Source organism: Streptomyces sp. NRRL F-5135 (assembly GCF_000719775.1).
Taxonomy (GTDB): domain Bacteria; phylum Actinomycetota; class Actinomycetes; order Streptomycetales; family Streptomycetaceae; genus Streptomyces; species Streptomyces hebeiensis.
Window position 1 is genome coordinate 126,771 of the sequence record NZ_JOHR01000003.1, and the last position, 18,009, is coordinate 144,779.

Consider the following 18,009-nt stretch of genomic DNA (forward strand, 5'->3'; position numbering starts at 1 on the left):
CGGTGGGCGCGTCGGCCCGCCCCATGCGATTCACTCGGCCACACCCGTGTAAGCCGAGACCTTGTCGATCCGTACCCGCACCAGGAGTTCGCCCGGCACGCCGTTGCGCGCACCGAACTCCTCCGCCCGGTCCTGGCCCATGTACCGAGCGGCGATCCTGGTGGCCGTCTCGCGCAGTCGCCGAGGGTCCTCGTCGAGTTCGGCGCGGCCGTGGATCACCACGAACGCGAACGGCGGTTTTTCGTCGTCCACGCAGAGAGCGATCCGGTTGTCCCGTGCGAGATTGCGGCCCTTCACCGTCTCCTTGCCGGTGTTGAAGACGAGATCGTCGCCCTCCATGACGAACCAGACAGGCGCGATGTGCGGGCTTCCGTCGGCCCGTACGGTCGACAGCTTGCCGGTGCGGGTGCCCTCCGAGACGAAGGCATGCCACTCGTCCTTGCTCATGTTCGTCGCCATGGGGGCATTCTGCGCCGCACAGGTGCTCCGCGCGACGCGGGGCCGGGAATACCGGGTTCCCCGGACCTGTGTGCGAGGACCGCTTGCCCGCACGCGGCCGGTGCGCAAGGCTACGAGCATCGAGGGATCTTGGGGAACGTAGGAACGGGGAGGGCAGAGATGGCGCTGGAAAAAGGGCTCGATTGGCTCCTGGACGACCTGACCGAACGGGTCGAGCACATCAAGCACGCACTGGTGCTCTCGAACGACGGCCTGGTGACAGGAGCCAGTACGGATCTGGCGCGCGAGGACGCGGAACATCTCGCGGCGGTCTCCTCGGGGCTGCACAGCCTCGCGCGAGGCTCGGGGCGCCACTTCAAGGCGGGCAAGGTGCGGCAGACCATGGTCGAGTTCGACGACGCGATGCTGTTCGTCACCTCCGCCGGTGACGGCAGCTGCCTGTGCGTCCTCGCCGCGGCCGAGGCGGACGTCGGGCAGGTGGCGTACGAGATGACGCTGCTCGTCAACCGGGTCGGCGAACATCTCGGCGTCGCGGCACGCCAGCCCGACCACACCACGTTGAGCGGCCTCTGAACGTCCTGCGACGGGCCTCTGAGCTGGTGCTTTCCGCGCGCCTTGTGAGTTGTCCACAGGCCGGGCGGGATGTGCCCCTGCCGCGCTACGGTCATCACCGAGAGTAGTTACACCTCACGGGGGAGGACCATCATGGCGATCAGCGACGTCCGCGGCGGCAGCACAGGCGGCCGAGTGGGGGAGGTGGCAGCGTCTCCGCAGCCGCAGCCGCAGCCGCAGCCGCAGCCGCAGCCGCAGCCGCAGCCGCAGCCGCAGCCGCAGCCGGGGCCGGGGCCAGAGCGGGGGCCGGGGCGGACGCGACGGCAGGAGCGGGTTCGGGCACCGGAGCCGGGGACGGGGGAGCCGCCGGAGTGCGGGGCTCGGGACGGGCAGGCCACAGGAGTGGAGGAGGCCGCGGAGAGTCCGGCGGCGGTGGGGATCGCCCGGGCGGCGCAGGAACTGTGCCTGCGGCGTGGCGAATTCGAGCTCGCCGCGGAGCTGGGGCACGTCCGCACGATCGCGGGACCGGTCGCAGGCCGTCGGCAGGTCTCCCGGCGGGAGATCGATCGGCTGCGCGCGGCGGAGGGATTTCCGGACGCGTTGCGCGAACGGGTCAGGACCGTGGGGACGGCCGAGGGAGCCGAGCTGATGCTGATCAGCCCCGGCCGCTTCGGCAGGCTCGCGCGAGCCGGGTTCATCACGCCGGTGAGGTTCTATCTGAACCGCTACCGCGCGATCGTGTGGTTGTATCTGGCCGATGAGTTGAGGCAATTCGCGGAACGGGAACGGACCCTGCTCTCCGGCCGTTTCCCGAAAGGTCTCGACGGGGGGACGGCGGCGGGGCGGGACCTGCGCGCGCGTAACTGGCGGGGGCGGCGGATCGGCCGTCTGCTGCACGAGTGCGCCGGGCCATGGGAGCGCGCGGCGGTCGTGGCCGGTGTGCTGGATCCGGCCCAGCTGGCCGAGTTGGTCCCGGATCCCTATGAACGTGCCTATGTACGTCGCTTGATGCCCGAGTTGTCCCAGGTTCATCCCCAGTCCGAAACGGCGCGGGGGAAGGTCCGGCGTCTGCTGGTGGCGGACGATCCGGACGAGATCCAGTGGCACCGCGCGGGGCTCACCCTGCTGCTCGAGACGGCGCGGTGCGCGCATCCCGCGCCCCGCCCCGACGAGGTGCCCCCGGACGATCGAGGAGCCGATGCCGCGGCACGGAGCCCGGTGCCTCCCTCCGATGAGAACGTGCCGACGCCTCCTTCCGACGCCGTCGCGCCGCCACCGGCCGGTCCGGGGCCCTCTCCGCATACGGGCCGGGAGACGGTGACATCGCCGCGAGCACCGGTGGCACCCTGCGGGGACGGCCGCGCGGGGCTGTTGGCCCGTCTGGGGCTCGGCAGGAGCAGGCGTCCGCGCGTGGCGGCTCGGCCCCGGTGAGGCCGCCGGACAGCGCCTACGGGCGGCCCCCGCCGGTGACGGCGGTGCGCTCCGGGGAGAGGGAGCCCCAGGTGCCGTCGGGCAGTTGGGCGCGGATCGCGATCCGGTAGGTCTCGCCGGCCTTCCGGCCCAGGTGCATCCGGTAGGTGGCCCGGCCACGAGGCGGCTCGTCGCCCCAGGTCAGGGTCGTGGCGAAGGACCCGTTGAGACGGATCTGGTACGAGAGGACTTCGGCGCCCGTCCTGGGCGCCAGCCAGGACAGGTCCGCGTAGTACGCGCCGTCGGCAGCGCGTGGCGCGACCCGGAAGTCCAGGGGCGCGGTGGCGGGATCGTCGCCCGGGCCGCGCGGGGTGGTGATCTCGACGGCGCGGCCGGCGGGTGAGGCGTTGCCCGCCGCGTCCCGGGCGACGATCGTGAAGCGGTAGCGGGTGCCCGGTCGCAGCCGGGTCAGGCGCGTCGTCGTCGTGTTTCCGGCCACGCTGTGGATCTTCGTGCCGCTCTGGAGGACGTCGTACGAGGTGATGCCCTGGTCCCCGGTGGCCCCGTCCCACTGGAGCCGTGCGGCCCGGGCGCCGTCGCTGACCCCCCTCAGACCGGTGGGCCGGGCCGGGGCCGTGGTGTCCTCGGCGACCGCCGCGGGGGTGGTGACGGACACACCGCCGCTGTGCGGTGAGAGGCCTCGTCCGGCACGGGCCCGGACGGTGAAGGTGTAGGAGGTGGCCGGCTTCAGACCGGTGACGTCCGCCATGGTGTGCTGGGCCGGGACATCTTTCACCTTTGTTTTGCCGCGGTAGATCTCGTAGCGCTCGACATCGGCCGTGCCCGGTGCCTCGTGCCACATCACGTGAACGGAGGTGGCGCTTCCGGCCTGGGCCGTGACCCCGGCGGGTGCCGAAGGGGCCCGCGGGCTCCCGCCCTCGGCATCGCAGGCGGTCAGCGTCAGGACGGCGGCGGACAGGAACGCGGCGGTGCGGGGGAACCCTCGCATGGGCAATGTCCTCCACCCGGGAAAGTGGTCTGGACATATATGACACAGGTGTCGCGTCCACATCAAGAGGGTCGTGCCGTGACGGGAAGAGATGCCCGGGGCCGGCCTCCCGGCCGCGTCCAGCCGCGTCCGGCCGGTCCTGCCGTGCTCGGCCGCGCCATAATCAAGAGCTGTGCGTAATGCTCTGGCCAACGGTTGGTAGGGACCGGTCGTTGACTCATTCTTGGAACAACCGCCCCTCGTTCCTCAGGGATTTCATGTGCCGACAGTGCTTGTTCAGCCATCCTCCGACCAACGGCGCGGAGGCGACGCGCCTTTCGGGTCGGGCGACGGCGTCTTCGCGACAGGGATGACCGCCGATTGTGGTTGCATGGTTCGGTGAATCGACAGACTATGCCGACGGCAGATGACATCCCCATGTGTGAGGTCCGTCTCCGGGACGGGGCCGATCTCGAGGACTGTGTGCGGATGCTCGCCGAGGTGCACAAGGGAGACGGCTACCCGCTGAACTGGCCCGAGTGCCCAGCTGAATGGCTGGCGCAGCCCGCGCAGTTCGGCGCCTGGGTCGCCGAGCAGGACGGCCGGATCGTCGGCCACCTGGCCCTGTCACCGGCCGGATCCGACGATCTGGCCCCCGGTCTCTGGAGCGACCGCGCGGGCACGAGCCCCGCGGACGTGGCCGTGGTGAGCCGCCTGTTCGTCTCGCCCTCTGCGCGGGGCCACGGGATCGGCGCCCTGCTGATCTCGCAGGCGGCACGGGAGGCCCGGGGGCGTGGGTTGCACGCCGTACTCGACGTCGTGGCCACCGACACCGCCGCCGCGGCGCTGTACGAGCGTCTGGGCTGGAGCCTGTTGGCGGAGGTGGACCAGCGCTGGAGCGAGCAGCGGACCGTCACGGTCCGGTGCTACGCGGCGCCGCTCTGAGTCCGTCCCGCCGCCGGTCCGGCCGCGCGCCGTGGCGTGGCGGACCGCCGGGTGCGGGCGTGCAGTGCCACTCGTCAGGGTGAAGGATGACTCCGCGCCGAGTGCTCTCCCGGGGGAATCCGAGCGCGTGAGCCTGTCGGAACGGCGAATCGTTCCGGACGGCCGGTGTCCGCAGCGTCCCCATGTCGAGGCCGGCTTTCCAGGGCCCCGAGACGTGAGGTCCGCCGTACTCCAGGGTCCGGGCGCCGGGCCCCGGACACGGCGGAGGCCCCCTCGTCCACGGCTCGGGACCCGGTGCGGCAGCCCGCGTCGACCGGGTGTCAGCGCGCCGGGTCGTGAGGTGCGGGGCGACGGGACGCCGACGGGCGAGGAGCCGGCGCGTGGGTCGAACTGCGCACCACCAACTCGGGCTGGAGAACCACCGAGCGGTGCCGGTGCCCCTCCGCGTCCGGGCCCGTCTCCTCCATCAGCATGCGGGCCGCCGTACGCCCCATCGCGTCCGCCGGCTGCCGTACGGACGTGAGCGGTACGACCGCCGCCGCCGCGAACTCGATGTCGTCGTAACCGACGATCGACATGTCGCCCGGAACATCGACCCCCGCCCCGTACATCGCCTGCAGCACGCCGAGCGCGAGCAGGTCGTTCGCGCAGAACACGGCGGTGGGACGGTCCGCGAGGCCCAGCAGCCGGGCCCCGGCGTCGATGCCCGACGCGACGTCGAGCCGCGCCGACTCGACATGCCGCAGCGCCGTCTCCGGCAGCCCCGCCTCACGCAGGGCGGCCAGCGCCCCCGTGCGGCGGTCCCGGCACTGCGGCAGGGACATCGGTCCGCTGATGTACGTCACGGAGCGATGACCGGCCGCGAGGAGATGCCGGACCGCGAGCGTGCCGCCCGCCACGTCGTCGACCGAGACGGAACAGCCCTCATCGGCCGGCACGGCCCGGTCGACGTGAACGTAGGGAATGCCGCGCCGCGCGAACGTCCGCACATTGCCGCCGGTCGCGTCGGCCGGGGTCAGCAGCACACCGCGAACCCGCTGTTCGCTGAAGAGCGACAGGTACTCCGCCTCCTCGGCGGTGCTGCCCGCGCTGTTGCAGAGCATCACCCCGAGCCCGGCCTCGCGGGCGGCGCGCTCAGCGCCCTTGGCCACGGCGACGAAGAAGGGATTCCCCATGTCGAGCACCAGGATGGCCAGGATGCGGCTGGTGCCGACCCGGAGCTGGCGGGCCGTCTCGCTCCGTACGAAACCGAGCTGGTCGATCACCGCGCGGACCCGTACCCGGGTGTGTTCCGACACCTTCTCGGGCCGGTTGAGCACGTTGGAGACGGTCCCGACCGAGACACCGGCCAGCCGGGCCACGTCCTTGATGCCGACCGTCTGCGTCACGCGTCCCGCCCGCCCCGTCACATCTCGTTTACGTCTCCTGATCGGTGTGACCATCATATGCGGAGGGTGAACGTCGCCGATGAGGGGCATGTGGCCGGTTCTGGTGCCGATGCCGATGCCGATGCCGATGCCGATGCGATGCCGATGCCGGTGTGCCGGGCTCCCCGTCAGCGCGCCGCCCGCTCGCCGGCGAGCAGTTCCGCAGCACGGTCCCAGGCTTTCCGGTCGCCGGACGGCTCGTACCGGCGTGGCTCCAGCGCGCCTCTCAACAGCGCCCGCAGGTCGGTCAGATCACCGCGGACTGCCCCCGCCGCCCGTGCCTGCACGAGGACGTTTCCGAAGGCGGCCGCCTCCGCCGGGCCGGCCACCACGGGCAGCCCGCACGCGTCGGCGGTCAGCCGGCACAGCAACTCGTTGTGGGCCCCGCCGCCGACGACGTGCACCGTGTCCACCGTGCGGCCGGACAGCCGCTGCGCGTCCTCCACGGCGCGGCGGTGCGCGAGGGCCAGCGAGTCCAGGACGCAGCGGGTGATCTCGGCTGGGCTTTGGGGCACCCGCCCGCCGACGCGGCGGCAGGCATCCGCGATGCGCCGCGGCATGTCACCCGGCGCGATGAACGCGGGATCGTCCGCGTCCACCACCGCCCGCAGTCCCGGTACATCGGCGGCCTCGCGCAGCAACCGGTCAAGAGGCCGGCCGGTCCCGTCCGCCTCCCAGGCACGCAGGCACTCCTGGAGCAGCCAGAGCCCCATGATGTTGCGCAGGTAGCGGACGGTTCCGTCGACGCCGAGTTCATTGGTGAAGTTGGCGAGCCTGCTCTCCTCGGTGAGGACGGGCGCGTCCAGTTCCAGCCCCGCCAGCGACCAGGTGCCGGTGGCGACGTAGGCGAACCGCTCGCCGGACGCCGGTACCGCGGCCACGGCGGAGGCGGTGTCGTGAGAGCCCACGGCCGTCACCGGTACCGGCCCCGTCAGGCCGGTCTCGGCGAGGACGTCGGGCAGCAGCAGCCCCGCCGGATCGCCCGGCCCGCGCAGCGGGGCGAACAGGGTGAGATCGACGCCCAGCGCGTCCGCGACCGGCCTGGCCCAGTCGCGCGTACGCGGATCGATCAGCTGGGTCGTGGAGGCGTTCGTGATCTCCGTCCCCGCCTCGCCGGTGAGCCAGTACGCGATCAGGTCGGGGATCAGCAGCAGCCGCCGCGCGGCGGCCAGCGTCGCGCTCTCCCGTGCCGCGGTGAGCTGGTAGAGCGTGTTGAACGGCAGGTACTGGAGACCGGTGGCCGCGTACAGGTCCTCAGGCGGCACGACGGCGGAAACCCTCGCCGCCTCGCCGTCGGTACGGGCGTCGCGGTAGTGCACGGGGTTGCCCAGCAGCGAGCCGTCCGCGTCGAGCAGGCCGAAGTCCACGGCCCAGGTGTCGATACCGACGCCGGCCGGCGCCCGTCCTGTCGCGGCCCCGGCGGCCCGCAGCCCGTCCAGCACGCCCGCGTACAGGGAGAGGATGTCCCAGTGGAGCGTTCCGGCGGCCCGCACCGGCCGGTTGGGGAACCGGTGGATCTCCTCCAGACGCAGCGTGCCGGAGCCGCGCCCGGACACGTGTCCGACCATGACACGGCCGCTGGAGGCACCGAGATCGACGGCTGCGAAGGGAAGCGGTTCGGTGAGTGACACGACGGACCTCGTTGACAGGACAGCGGGCGGGCGGACGGTGGGGGGAACCGGGCGGAGGGTACGAGCAAGCGGGGCGGACGGCGGGGGAACGGGGGCGGGCGGCAGGGAAAGGACGGCGGACGGTACGAGGAGGCGGGAGCGAGGCGGTACGCGAAGTCAGGGGGAGGCAGGACGGTACGGGGAGTTCGGGGAAACCCGGGGGAGCGGTGGAAAGGGGACGGGGCCCGGCACCGCGTACCGTCCCGGACCCCGCCCCGCCGCCCCCGCCGCTCCCTCAGCGCAGGAACGCCGCCGCGACGCCCGCGTCCACCGGGACGAGCAGCCCCGTCGTGTGGGTCAGGTCGCCGCCCGTCAGCGCGAAGACGGCGTTCGCCACGTGCTCGGGCAGCACCTCCCGCTTCAGCAGCGTGCGCTGGGCGTAGAACTCCCCGAGCTTGTCCTCCTCCACCCCGTACACCGCCGCCCGCTGCGCGCCCCAGCCGCCCGCGAAGATCCCGGAGCCGCGCACCACACCGTCCGGGTTGACGCCGTTGACCCTGATCCCCAGGCCGCCCAGCTCGGCGGCCAGCAGCCGCACCTGGTGGGCCTGGTCCGCCTTGGTCGCGGAGTACGCGATGTTGTTCGGGCCGGCGAACACCGCGTTCTTGGAGGCGATGTAGACGATGTCACCGCCCATGTCCTGATCGGCCATCACCCGCGCGGCCTCGCGCGAGACCAGGAACGAGCCGCGCGCCATGATCGCGTGCTGGAGGTCCCAGTCCGCCGCCGTGGTCTCCAGCAGCGGCTTGGAGATGGAGATCCCGGCGTTGTTGACGACCAGGTCCACCCCGCCGAAGGCCAGGGCCGCCGCGTCGAACGCGGCCCTGATCCGCTCCTCGTCGGTCACATCGGCGCCCACCGCGACCGCCCGGTCGGCGTTGCCCAGCTCCTCGGCGACACGCTCCGCGCTCTGGGCGTCCAGGTCGGCGACCACGACGCACGCCCCCTCCGCCGCGAGCCGGTGGGCGATGGCCCTGCCGATCCCGGAGCCCGCGCCGGTGACCAGCGCGACCCGCGCGGCCAGCGCCTTCGGCGCCGGCATCCGGCGCAGCTTGGCCTCCTCCAGCTCCCAGTACTCGATCCGGAACTTCTCCGACTCCTCGATGGGCGCGTACGAGGAGACCGCCTCGGCCCCGCGCATCACATTGATCGCGTTGAGATAGAACTCGCCCGCGACCCGCGCGGTCTGCTTGTCCCTGCCGTACGAGAACATCCCCACGCCGGGCACCAGCACGATCGCCGGGTCGGCTCCGCGCATCGGTGGCGAATCGGCGGAGGCATGCCGCTCGTAGTACGCGCGGTACTCCTCGCGATAGGCGGTGTGCAGCTCCGCCAGCCGCTCCCGCACCCGTTCCAGCGGCGCCGCGGACGGCAGGTCGAGGACCAGGGGGCGGACCTTGGTGCGCAGGAAGTGGTCGGGGCACGAGGTGCCCAGGGCGGCCAGCCTCGGGTGCTCGGTCCGGGAGACGAAGTCGAGGACCGGCTCGCTGTCGTCGAAGTGGCCCACCTGCGGCCGGTCGGTGGAGGCCAGGCCCCGGATCAGCGGGGCGAGTGCCGCGGCCCTGGCACGCCGCTCGGCCTCGGGCAGCGGCTCGTAACCCGCCAGCACCGGGCCGAACGGCTCGGGAGCGCCCCGCTCCGCCAGGAACGCCTCGGCGGTCCTGATGATGTGCAGCGAGTTGCGTTCGCACTCCTCGGAGGTCGCGCCCCAGGCGGTGATGCCGTGCCCGCCGAGCACACAGCCGATCGCGTTCGGATGGGCTTCCTTGACGGCGGCGATGTCCAGGCCGAGCTGGAAGCCGGGACGGCGCCAGGGCACCCAGACCACCGTGTCGCCGAAACACTCGGCCGTCAGCTTCTCCCCGTCCGCCGCGCAGGCCAGGGCGATGCCCGAGTCCGGGTGGAGGTGGTCGACGTGGGCCGCGTCGACCAGCCCGTGCATGGCGGTGTCGATGGACGGTGCGGCGCCGCCCTTGCCGTGCAGGCAGTAGTCGAACGCGGCGACCATCTCGTCCTCGCGCTCCACCCCCGGGTAGACGTCGGTGAGCGCGCGCAGCCGGTCCACGCGCAGGGCCGCCAGCCCGCCCGCCGTGAGGGTGCCCAGGTCACCGCCGGACCCCTTGACCCACATCAGCTCGACGTCGTCGCCGGTCACGGGGTCGGTGGCGGATCCCTTCGCGGAGGTGTTGCCGCCGGCGTAGTTGGTGTTGCGCGGGTCGGCGCCGAGCCGGTGCGAGCGCTCGAGCAACTGGGCCGCCGCGGGATGCAGATCGGGCTGGTCGGTCATGGTGTCCCTCTGTGATGTAACGGGGTGTGCGGGATGTACGAGGTCTGCGGTTCCCACTCGGTCTACGGGACGCACGTGGGCCGTGCTCCCCGCGGGGAGCGAGCGGACGCGCGTGAGAGCGGTGAACCACCGTGCGACGCGGCGCGGTTCAGGCTCCCCAGCCCGCCTGGGTGCCGCCGATCCGCTCCGCGACGATCCTCTTGCCGTACCCGGACGCGTGATACGCGGCCACCGGGTCCGCGTCCGCGCCCAGTTCCGTGCGGACCTCGGCGACCAGCGGGCGTACGTCGGTGTTGAAGGCGTCCATCAGCACCGCGTTGGCCGCCAGCACGTCCCCCGCGCGCTGCGCCGCGTCCAGCGCCGCCGCGTCCACCAGCAGCGCCTTGGCCGTGGCCTCCTGCACGTTCATCACCGAGCGGATGATCGCGGGGATCTTCTCCTCGATGTTGTGGCACTGGTCGAGCATGAAGGCCGTGCCCGCGACGAGTCCGCCGCCCTTGATCACCTCGTACATGATCCGGAACAGCTGGAACGGGTCGGCGGCCCCCGCCATCAGGTCGTCGTCCGCGTAGAAGCGGGAGTTGAAGTCGAAGCCGCCGAGCTTCTTCTCCCGCAGCAGCACCGCGACGATGAACTCGATGTTCGTGCCCGGCGCGTGGTGCCCCGTGTCCACCACGACCTGCGCCTTCGGGCCGAGGCGCAGACAGTGGGCGTACGCCGTGCCCCAGTCGGGGACGTCCGTGGCGTAGAAGGCCGGCTCGAAGAGCTTGTACTCCAGCAGCATCCGCTGGTCGTCGCCGAGCCGTTCGTACACCGCCGACAGGGCCTCGGCCAGCCGCCCCTGCCGTGCGGAGATGTCGTCCTGTCCGGGGTAGTTGATGCCGTCGGAGAACCACAGCTTCAGGTCGCGGGACCCGGTGGCGTCCATGATGTCCACGCACTCCAGCAGGTGGCCCAGCGCCTTGCGGCGCACCGCCCGGTCCGGGTGCGTGACCGAGCCCAGCTTGTAGTCGTCGTCCTGGAACACGTTCGAGTTGATCGCCCCGAGCCGTAGCCCCAGCCCGCGCGCGTACTCCGCCAGCGCGCCGTAGTCGTCCACGCGGTCCCACGGGATGTGCAGGGCCACCGTCGGCGCCACACCCGTGTGCGCGTGCACCCGAGCCGCGTCCGCCAGCTTCTCCTCCGGGGTGCGCGGCACGCCGGGCTGTGTGAACACCTTGAAACGTGTTCCCGAGTTCCCGAACGCCCACGAAGGCGTCTCGACGGCCTGCGACTTCAGCGCCGCCTTCACAGCGGACTCGGTGGATCGACCCGTCATCTCAGCGCTCCCGTGGTACGGACCCGCGGCGCGAGTCGTCGACGTCGTCGAAGTGATCGGCGCAGGCCGGTGTGAATCGTTTCATTGCCGTGAAGTTAAGGGAGCCGCCCGGGAGTGTCAACCCTTCGCGCGACGCCCGTCGCCGCACGGTCGCGTACGTCCAAAACCCCTCGGAAAAATGTCGTGCACAGCCCATTGACGCCTTCGGGCGGCGCCGCTTAGCTTCCGTGCAACCTCATTGAAACCTTTCACGGCGGGCTGTCCGGCAGACGTCCAGCCGCCGAGGAGTCCCCATGAACGAGCCCGTCCCGGAAACCGGCCCGCGCCCCGCCCCGGTCCTGGCCCTGAAGGACGTGAGCAAGTCCTTCGGTGCCGTGAGGGCGCTGCGGGACGTGTCCCTCCAACTGTTCCCCGGCGAGGCGCACGCTCTCGCGGGGGAGAACGGCGCGGGGAAGTCCACTCTCATCAAGACGCTCGCCGGGGTGCACCGTCCGGACTCCGGCGAGGTACTGGTCGACGGCGAGCCGGTCGTCTTCCACGGCCCCGCCGACGCACGGGACGCGGGCATCGCCGTCATCTACCAGGAACCGACGCTCTTCCCCGACCTGTCGATCGCCGAGAACATCTTCATGGGCCGGCAGCCCCGCCGCTCGCTGGGACGGATCGACCGCCGGGCCGTCCGGGAGACCACCGCCGCGCTGATGAAGCGCCTCGGTGTGGAGCTGGACCCCGACCGGTCGGCCCGCGGGCTGTCCATCGCCGACCAGCAGATCGTCGAGATCGCCAAGGCGCTCTCCTTCGAGGCACGCGTCCTGATCATGGACGAGCCGACCGCGGCCCTGACGGGCAGTGAGACCGCCCGGCTGTTCTCCGTCGTCCGGACCCTGCGGGCCGAGGGCGCCGCCGTCCTGTTCATCTCCCACCGGCTGGAGGAGATCTTCGAACTCTGCCGGCGCGTCACCATCCTGCGCGACGGCCGCTGGATATCCTCCCGCCCGCTCGCCGGGCTCACCGAGGACGACCTGGTCCGCGCCATGGTCGGCCGTGACCTCGGCGAGCTGTATCCCAAGCAGGGCACGGATGTGGGGGAGACGGCCCTGTCGGTGCGCCGGCTGACGCGTGAGGGCGTGTTCCGGGACGTCTGCTTCGACGTACGGCGCGGCGAGATCGTGGCCCTGGCCGGACTCGTCGGCGCGGGCCGCAGCGAAGTGGCGCAGGCCGTGTTCGGCGTCGACCGGGCCGACGCGGGCGAGGTCCTGGTGAACGGGCGCGCGCTGCCCGGCGGATCCCCGACCGCCGCCATGGCCGCCGGCCTCGCCCTCGTACCGGAGGACCGCCGACAACGTGGACTGGTGATGGACATGTCCATCGAACGGAACATCGCCCTCACCGGACTCGGCCGGCTCGGCAGGTGCGGACTGGTGCGCCGGGCCCTGGAGCGCGGCCGGGCCGCCGACTGGGCCGTCCGGCTCCAGCTCAAGTACAACCGGCTCGCCGACCCCGTCGGCGTCCTCTCCGGCGGCAACCAGCAGAAGGTCGTCCTCGCCAAATGGCTGGCCACCGAGCCGGTGGTGCTCATCGTCGACGAACCCACCCGGGGGATCGACGTCGGCACCAAGGCGGAGGTGCACCGCCTGCTGTCCTCCCTGGCCGCCGAGGGACTCGCCGTCCTCATGATCTCCTCCGACCTGCCCGAGGTGCTGGGCATGGCCGACCGTGTGCTCGTCATGCACGAAGGCCGGCTCACCGCCGAGATCCCCCGCTCCGAGGCCACCGAGGAATCGGTGATGACCGCCGCGACCGGGCGCGACACGAAGGCCGCCGCATGACCACCGCGCTGGACGAGCCCACCACGACCACCCGGGACGACGGCTCCGCCCGCTCCCTGGTCGACACCGTCTTCCGGGCCCGGGAGATCTCCATCGCCGGAGCGCTGGCGCTGCTCGTGCTCGGCACCTGGATCTCCAACCCCCGCTTCCTCGACGACCAGGGCGTCAAGGACCTGCTCCTCAACGCCTCCATCCTGGTCCTGCTCGCCGTCGGCCAGTCCGTGGTCGTCGTCACCCGCAACATCGACCTGTCGGTCGGATCCGTCGTCGGTCTTTCCGCCTTCGCCTGCGGCAAGTTCGTCGCCGGGACCGACCATGGAGTGCTCACCGTCCTGCTGCTCGGCACCGCCCTCGGTGTCCTCTGCGGACTGGTGAGCGGCACCCTGGTCAGCTTCGGCCGGGTGCCGGCCCTGGTGGTCACCCTCGGAATGCTCTACATCATCCAGGGCTTCGACTACTGGTGGGCGCACGGTGAGCAGATCGGCGCCGCCGAGGTGCCCCAGCCCGTCCTCGATCTGGGCAGCGGCAGCGTGCTCGGCGTTCCCTACCTCCCGCTCATCGCCTTCGCGCTGCTCGCCGCCACCGCCTACTACCTGCGTGCCTACCGGTCGGGGCGCGAGCTGTACGCGATCGGGTCGAACCCCGAGGCCGCCCGGCTGGCCGGCGTGCCGATCCGGCGCCGCGTGCTGGGCGCGTACGCCTTCTCCGGCGCCGTGGCCGGGTTCGCCGGCGCCCTGTGGCTCGCCCGCTTCGGCACCGTCGTCGCCGACAACGCCCACGGCTGGGAACTCACCGTCGTCAGCGCGGTGGTCGTCGGCGGCGTCGCCATCACCGGCGGTACCGGCACGGTGTGGGGCGCGGCGCTGGGCGCGCTGCTCCTCACCACCATCGGCAGCGCCCTGGTCGTGCTGAAGGTGGACGCGTTCTGGCAGGGAGCCATCACCGGCGCGCTGCTCCTCGCGGCCATCAGCGTCGACCGGATCGTCACCCTGCGCATGACAGCCGCACTGAGGAAGAGGAGCGCCCGCCATGGCAATGGCGCCTGAGACACCGAACGCGCGGCGGCCCAGGGACCGGGCGCCCGCGCCGCGTACCGCCGGCGCCGGTGACACGGTCAGGGACCTGGCCCTGCGCTGGGACACGGCGGTCGGCGCCCTGCTGGTGGCGGTCTTCGTCGTCGGCCTCGGCAGCACCGACGGTTTCGCGTCCGGCGAGAACCTCGCCTTCGCCTTCAACGACATCGTCGAGGTCGCCCTGATCGCCCTGCCGATGACGCTGCTGGTGGTGGCCGGGCAGGTCGACCTGTCCGTCGCCTCCATGCTCGGACTCGGCAGCGCGCTCACCGGAGCGCTCTGGAACGCTGGCTGGGCCTTCGAACTGATCGTCCCCGTCGTTCTGCTGACAGGCGTCGCGGGCGGGCTCCTCAACGGCTGGCTCGTCACCCGCGTCGGTCTGCCCTCGCTCGCCGTCACCATCGGCACGCTCGCCCTCTACCGCGGCCTCGCCTCCGTCGTCCTGGGCAGTGACGCCGTCACCGACTTCCCGCGGGTGTACGCCGACTGGGCCGTGGACACCAGCACCGTCCCCGGCACGTTCCTCACCTACCCCGTCGTCCTGTTCCTCGTCCTCGCGGCGGCCACGGCCGTCCTGCTGCACTCCACGGCCTTCGGCCGGTCGCTGTTCGCCATCGGGGCGCAGGAGGAGGCCGCGTACTTCGCCGGGATCAGGGTCAAGCGCTTCAAACTGATCCTCTTCGTGGTCACCGGCCTGCTCTCCGCCTTCGCCGGGATCGTCTTCACCCTCCGCTACGGCAGCGCCCGCGCCGACAACGGCATCGGCTTCGAGATGCTCGTCATCGCCTCCGTCCTGCTCGGCGGTGTCGACTTCGACGGCGGCAAGGGCACGCTCTTCGGGGCGGTCGCCGGGGTGCTGCTCATCGGTGTCCTCAAGAACCTGCTCACGCTGAACGACGTGCCGAACGAGGTCCAGGTGATCGTCACCGGGCTGCTGCTCGTGGCCTCCGTCCTCACCCCGCGGGTCGTCGCCGCCGTGGTCGAACGCCGGCACCGACGCGAGGCCGGCGCCCTCCCCACGGGCCTGGCCGGCCGTACCGGCTCCGAGTCCTGAAGTCCGCCGAACCACCCGAAAGGTCCGCCCGCCATGACGACCCGTCACGCCGCCCGTCGCCGTACGGCCGCCGCCCTCGCCGGCGTCTGCGCCCTCGCTCTCGCGCTGACCGCCTGCTCCGGCACCACCAAGGACAGCACCGCCAAGGACACGTCGAACGCCGGTGACGCCGCGAAGGCCGACCCGGACGCGCCCCTGAAGAAGGGCCTCAAACTGGCCTTCCTGCCCAAGCAGATCAACAACCCCTACGAGAAGATCGTCGACGAGGCGGGCATCGCGGCCGCGAAGGAGTACGGCGGCACCGGCAAGGAGGTCGGCCCCTCCGACGCCAACGCCTCCTCCCAGGTGTCGTACATCAACACCCTCATCCAGCAGCGCCAGGACGCCATCCTGATCGCGGCCAACGACCCCAACGCGGTGTGCGGCCCGCTCAAGCAGGCCATGAAGAAGGACATCAAGGTCGTCGCGTACGACTCCGACACGGCCAAGGACTGCCGCCAGGTCTTCATCAACCAGGCCAGCTCCGAGGAGATCGGCCGCAGCCTCGTCCAGCACCTCGGCGAGCAGATCGGCTACGAGGGCAAGATCGCCATCCTCTCGGCCACCCAGAACGCCACGAACCAGAACACCTGGATCGAGTTCATGAAGGAGGAGCTGAAACAGCCCAAGTACAAGAACATGCGGCTCGTGAAGGTCGCCTACGGTGACGACGCCGACCAGAAGTCCTTCCAGCAGACCCAGGGCCTGCTCCAGGCGTACCCCGACCTCAAGGGCATCATCTCGCCCACCACCGTCGGTATCGCCGCCGCCGCCCGCTACCTCAGCGACTCCTCGTACAAGGGCAAGGTCGTGCTCAACGGGCTCGGCACGCCCAACCAGATGCGCAAGTACGTCAAGGACGGCACCGTCGAGCAGTTCTCCCTGTGGAATCCCGAAGAGCTCGGCTACCTCGGTTCCTACGCGGCGGCGGCCCTCGCCTCCGGGCAGATCACCGGCGCCGAGGGCGAGAAGTTCACCGCGGGCAAGCTGGGCGAGTACACCATCGGCAAGGACGGCGAGGTCATCCTCGGGGAACCGACCGTCTTCGACAAGAAGAACATCGACACGTTCGACTTCTGATCGGAGCGGAACCCATGGCCCGCGTCTGTTTCCTGCTCAAGGTCCGCCAGGACCGCATCGCCGAGTACCGCGAACGGCACGAGACCGTCTGGCCCGAGATGCTCGGGGCCCTCAGCGAGAGCGGCTGGCACAACTACTCGCTCTTCCTGCGCGACGACGGCCTCCTCGTCGGCTACCTGGAGACCGAGGACTTCGCCGCTGCCCAGGCCGCGATGGCCGCCACCGAGGTCAACGCCCGCTGGCAGGCCGAGATGGCGGACTTCTTCGAGGCCCTCGACGGCGCCCGGCCGGACGAGGCGATGAAGCCGCTCACCGAAGTGTTCCACCTCGTCTGACGCCCGCGTGGTCCCTCCCCATCATGATCCTCGCAGGCTTCCCGCGGCCCTCACGGGTCCACGAGGACCGGGCCGGAGGGGGCCCGGTGCTCACCGACATCCGAAGAGGTTGCGTACATGACCCCCACGACCGCCGCGGCGCTGGCCGCGGTCCTCCTCACCGCCACGGTCCCGCCCGGCGCCGCGGCCCAGGCCCGGGCGGTCGCCCCCGGTCCGGCGGTCACCCGCGTCGCCGACACCCAGCTGGACGGCCGGGCCGTCTACTTCGAGTCGTACAACGGCCTGGTCAACAACAACGCCTTCCAGAAGCACGGTCTGCTGACCTACAAGGGCTACCAGTACGCCGCCTGGTACACCGCCGACCGCACCGCGACCGTGGCCCGCCGCGCGCTCGGCGCGAACACCTGGCAGACCGTACGGCTGCCGCACAAGCTCACCCTCGACGACTCCCACAACGTCATCTCCATGGGAGTCTCCCGGATCGACGGCCGGCTGCACCTGAACATGGACTCGCACAGCAGCGGCTTCTTCTACGTGAAGTCCGCGGCCGGGCTGTTGGACGCCCCCGCCGGGCGGGCCTGGGACACCGGTCAGTTCGGCGCCGTCCAGACCACGCTCGACGGGCTCGCCCTCACCTCCCAGTTCACCTACCCGCAGTTCGTCGCCACCCCCGAGGGCCGGCTCCAGCTCAGCTACCGCGCCGGGGTCTCCGGCAACGGCCGCAACGGTCTCGCCGAGTACGACGGCTCCCGCTGGACGAACCTCGGCGAGTGGTCGTCGGCCACCGGCACCTACACCAGTGAGCACGGCTCCAGCGCGGCCCGCAACATGTATCTCCACGGCATCGACTACGGCGCCGACGGCCGGCTGCACGCCTTCTTCACCTGGCGCGAGCAGGACAACGCGGTCATGTGCGCCCCGGGCGGCATCACCAACCACGACACCGGATACGTCCACAGTTCCGACCGCGGCCGGACCTGGCGCACCGCCGCGGGTGCGGTCGTCGGCACGACCGGCGGCCCGGACAAGGTCGCCGTCGGGGACCCCGGTACGGTCGTCGACCCGCTGAACCCGGACCACTCCCTGATGAACCAGGAGAGCCAGGCCACCGACTCGGCCGGGCTGCCGCAGGCGATCATCAGCTACGTCCCCGGCCGCTTCGGCCAGTGCACCACCGACTACGTCGAGGACCGCACGGCGAACGGCCGCGCCTTCCACCTCGTCAAGAACGCGGCGGGCACCTGGAAGAAGACCGAGACACCCGTCCCGCTCGGCTCCAGCCAGCGCACCCGCCTCGTCCTCGACCGGTACGACAACGCCTACGCGGTCATGCCGTACGGGCGGATCGTCGCGGCCTCCAAGGACTCCGGGTACAGCGACTGGAAGACCCTCTTCGACGGGGCGGGGCTGAACGCCTTCGGCGAGGTCGTCGTGGACGAGACCCGCCTCGCCCAGGACGGTGTCCTGTCGTTCATGTACCAGCAGCGCTCCTCCGGCACCACCCCCTCGCCCCTGAGGGTCGTGGACTTCCGGCTCCCGTGAG

At 71.5% G+C, this 18,009-nt stretch carries 15 protein-coding genes; 9 read left to right on the top strand and 6 right to left on the bottom strand.

The window, feature by feature from the left end; genetic code table 11:
• Nucleotides 1–30: 30 nt before the first annotated feature.
• Nucleotides 31–459 (bottom strand): PPOX class F420-dependent oxidoreductase, encoded by a 429-nt coding sequence (locus tag IG02_RS0105920; protein WP_030742638.1) that lies wholly within the window; start codon nt 457–459, stop codon nt 31–33.
• Between the two features lie 159 nt (nt 460–618).
• Between IG02_RS0105920 and IG02_RS0105925 the strand changes: the two genes are divergently transcribed.
• Entirely contained in the window at nt 619–1,032 is a 414-nt protein-coding gene (locus IG02_RS0105925) for a roadblock/LC7 domain-containing protein (RefSeq protein ID WP_030742641.1), read from the top strand.
• Nucleotides 1,033–1,413: 381 nt separating this feature from the next.
• Nucleotides 1,414–2,442: a DUF6397 family protein gene (locus IG02_RS0105930; protein ID WP_051764514.1), complete on the top strand. Its 1,029-nt coding sequence runs from the start codon at nt 1,414–1,416 to the stop codon at nt 2,440–2,442.
• 16 nt (nt 2,443–2,458) lie between these two features.
• Here the strand turns inward: IG02_RS0105930 and IG02_RS0105935 are convergent, their stop codons facing one another.
• Nucleotides 2,459–3,430 (bottom strand): fibronectin type III domain-containing protein, encoded by a 972-nt coding sequence (locus IG02_RS0105935; RefSeq protein ID WP_030742645.1) that lies wholly within the window; start codon nt 3,428–3,430, stop codon nt 2,459–2,461.
• A gap of 417 nt (nt 3,431–3,847) precedes the next feature.
• On the opposite strand from IG02_RS0105935, the gene IG02_RS0105940 reads away from it, so the two are divergent.
• A complete protein-coding gene (locus IG02_RS0105940; RefSeq protein ID WP_107055544.1) occupies nt 3,848–4,354 on the top strand; it encodes a GNAT family N-acetyltransferase in 507 nt (168 codons plus the stop codon).
• A gap of 320 nt (nt 4,355–4,674) precedes the next feature.
• Here IG02_RS0105940 and IG02_RS0105945 read toward each other — a convergent pair whose 3' ends face one another.
• The 4 genes from IG02_RS0105945 to rhaI form a co-directional block, all read right to left on the bottom strand.
• On the bottom strand, nt 4,675–5,742 hold the full coding sequence (locus IG02_RS0105945) for a LacI family DNA-binding transcriptional regulator (protein WP_051764516.1): 1,068 nt from the start codon (nt 5,740–5,742) through the stop codon (nt 4,675–4,677).
• A gap of 167 nt (nt 5,743–5,909) precedes the next feature.
• Nucleotides 5,910–7,349, bottom strand: a complete 1,440-nt coding sequence (locus tag IG02_RS0105950) for a rhamnulokinase (protein ID WP_078854262.1) — start codon at nt 7,347–7,349, stop codon at nt 5,910–5,912.
• 337 nt (nt 7,350–7,686) lie between these two features.
• The gene (locus IG02_RS0105955; protein ID WP_030742653.1) at nt 7,687–9,738 is read right to left on the bottom strand and encodes a bifunctional rhamnulose-1-phosphate aldolase/short-chain dehydrogenase; all 2,052 of its coding nucleotides are present in this window, start codon (nt 9,736–9,738) and stop codon (nt 7,687–7,689) included.
• Nucleotides 9,739–9,886: 148 nt separating this feature from the next.
• Nucleotides 9,887–11,056: an L-rhamnose isomerase gene (gene rhaI, locus IG02_RS0105960; protein ID WP_030742655.1), complete on the bottom strand. Its 1,170-nt coding sequence runs from the start codon at nt 11,054–11,056 to the stop codon at nt 9,887–9,889.
• Nucleotides 11,057–11,349: 293 nt separating this feature from the next.
• Here rhaI and IG02_RS0105965 point away from each other — a divergent pair, with 293 nt between their 5' ends.
• From IG02_RS0105965 to IG02_RS0105990, 6 genes are all read left to right on the top strand, one after another.
• Nucleotides 11,350–12,885, top strand: a complete 1,536-nt coding sequence (locus IG02_RS0105965; protein ID WP_030742658.1) for a sugar ABC transporter ATP-binding protein — start codon at nt 11,350–11,352, stop codon at nt 12,883–12,885.
• Nucleotides 12,882–13,931, top strand: a complete 1,050-nt coding sequence (locus tag IG02_RS0105970; RefSeq protein ID WP_030742660.1) for an ABC transporter permease — start codon at nt 12,882–12,884, stop codon at nt 13,929–13,931. Before IG02_RS0105965 ends, IG02_RS0105970 begins: the two co-directional genes overlap by 4 nt.
• Complete coding sequence (locus tag IG02_RS0105975; protein WP_030742662.1) at nt 13,915–15,012, top strand: ABC transporter permease; 1,098 nt, start codon at nt 13,915–13,917, stop codon at nt 15,010–15,012. The genes IG02_RS0105970 and IG02_RS0105975 overlap by 17 nt, the downstream gene beginning before the upstream one ends.
• Nucleotides 15,013–15,045: 33 nt before the next feature.
• Nucleotides 15,046–16,131, top strand: a complete 1,086-nt coding sequence (rhaS, locus tag IG02_RS0105980; RefSeq protein WP_030742665.1) for a rhamnose ABC transporter substrate-binding protein — start codon at nt 15,046–15,048, stop codon at nt 16,129–16,131.
• A gap of 14 nt (nt 16,132–16,145) precedes the next feature.
• Entirely contained in the window at nt 16,146–16,466 is a 321-nt protein-coding gene (locus IG02_RS0105985) for an L-rhamnose mutarotase (RefSeq protein WP_030742668.1), read from the top strand.
• A gap of 117 nt (nt 16,467–16,583) precedes the next feature.
• Nucleotides 16,584–18,008 (top strand): BNR repeat-containing protein, encoded by a 1,425-nt coding sequence (locus IG02_RS0105990; protein WP_030742670.1) that lies wholly within the window; start codon nt 16,584–16,586, stop codon nt 18,006–18,008.
• Nucleotide 18,009: the final 1 nt, after the last annotated feature.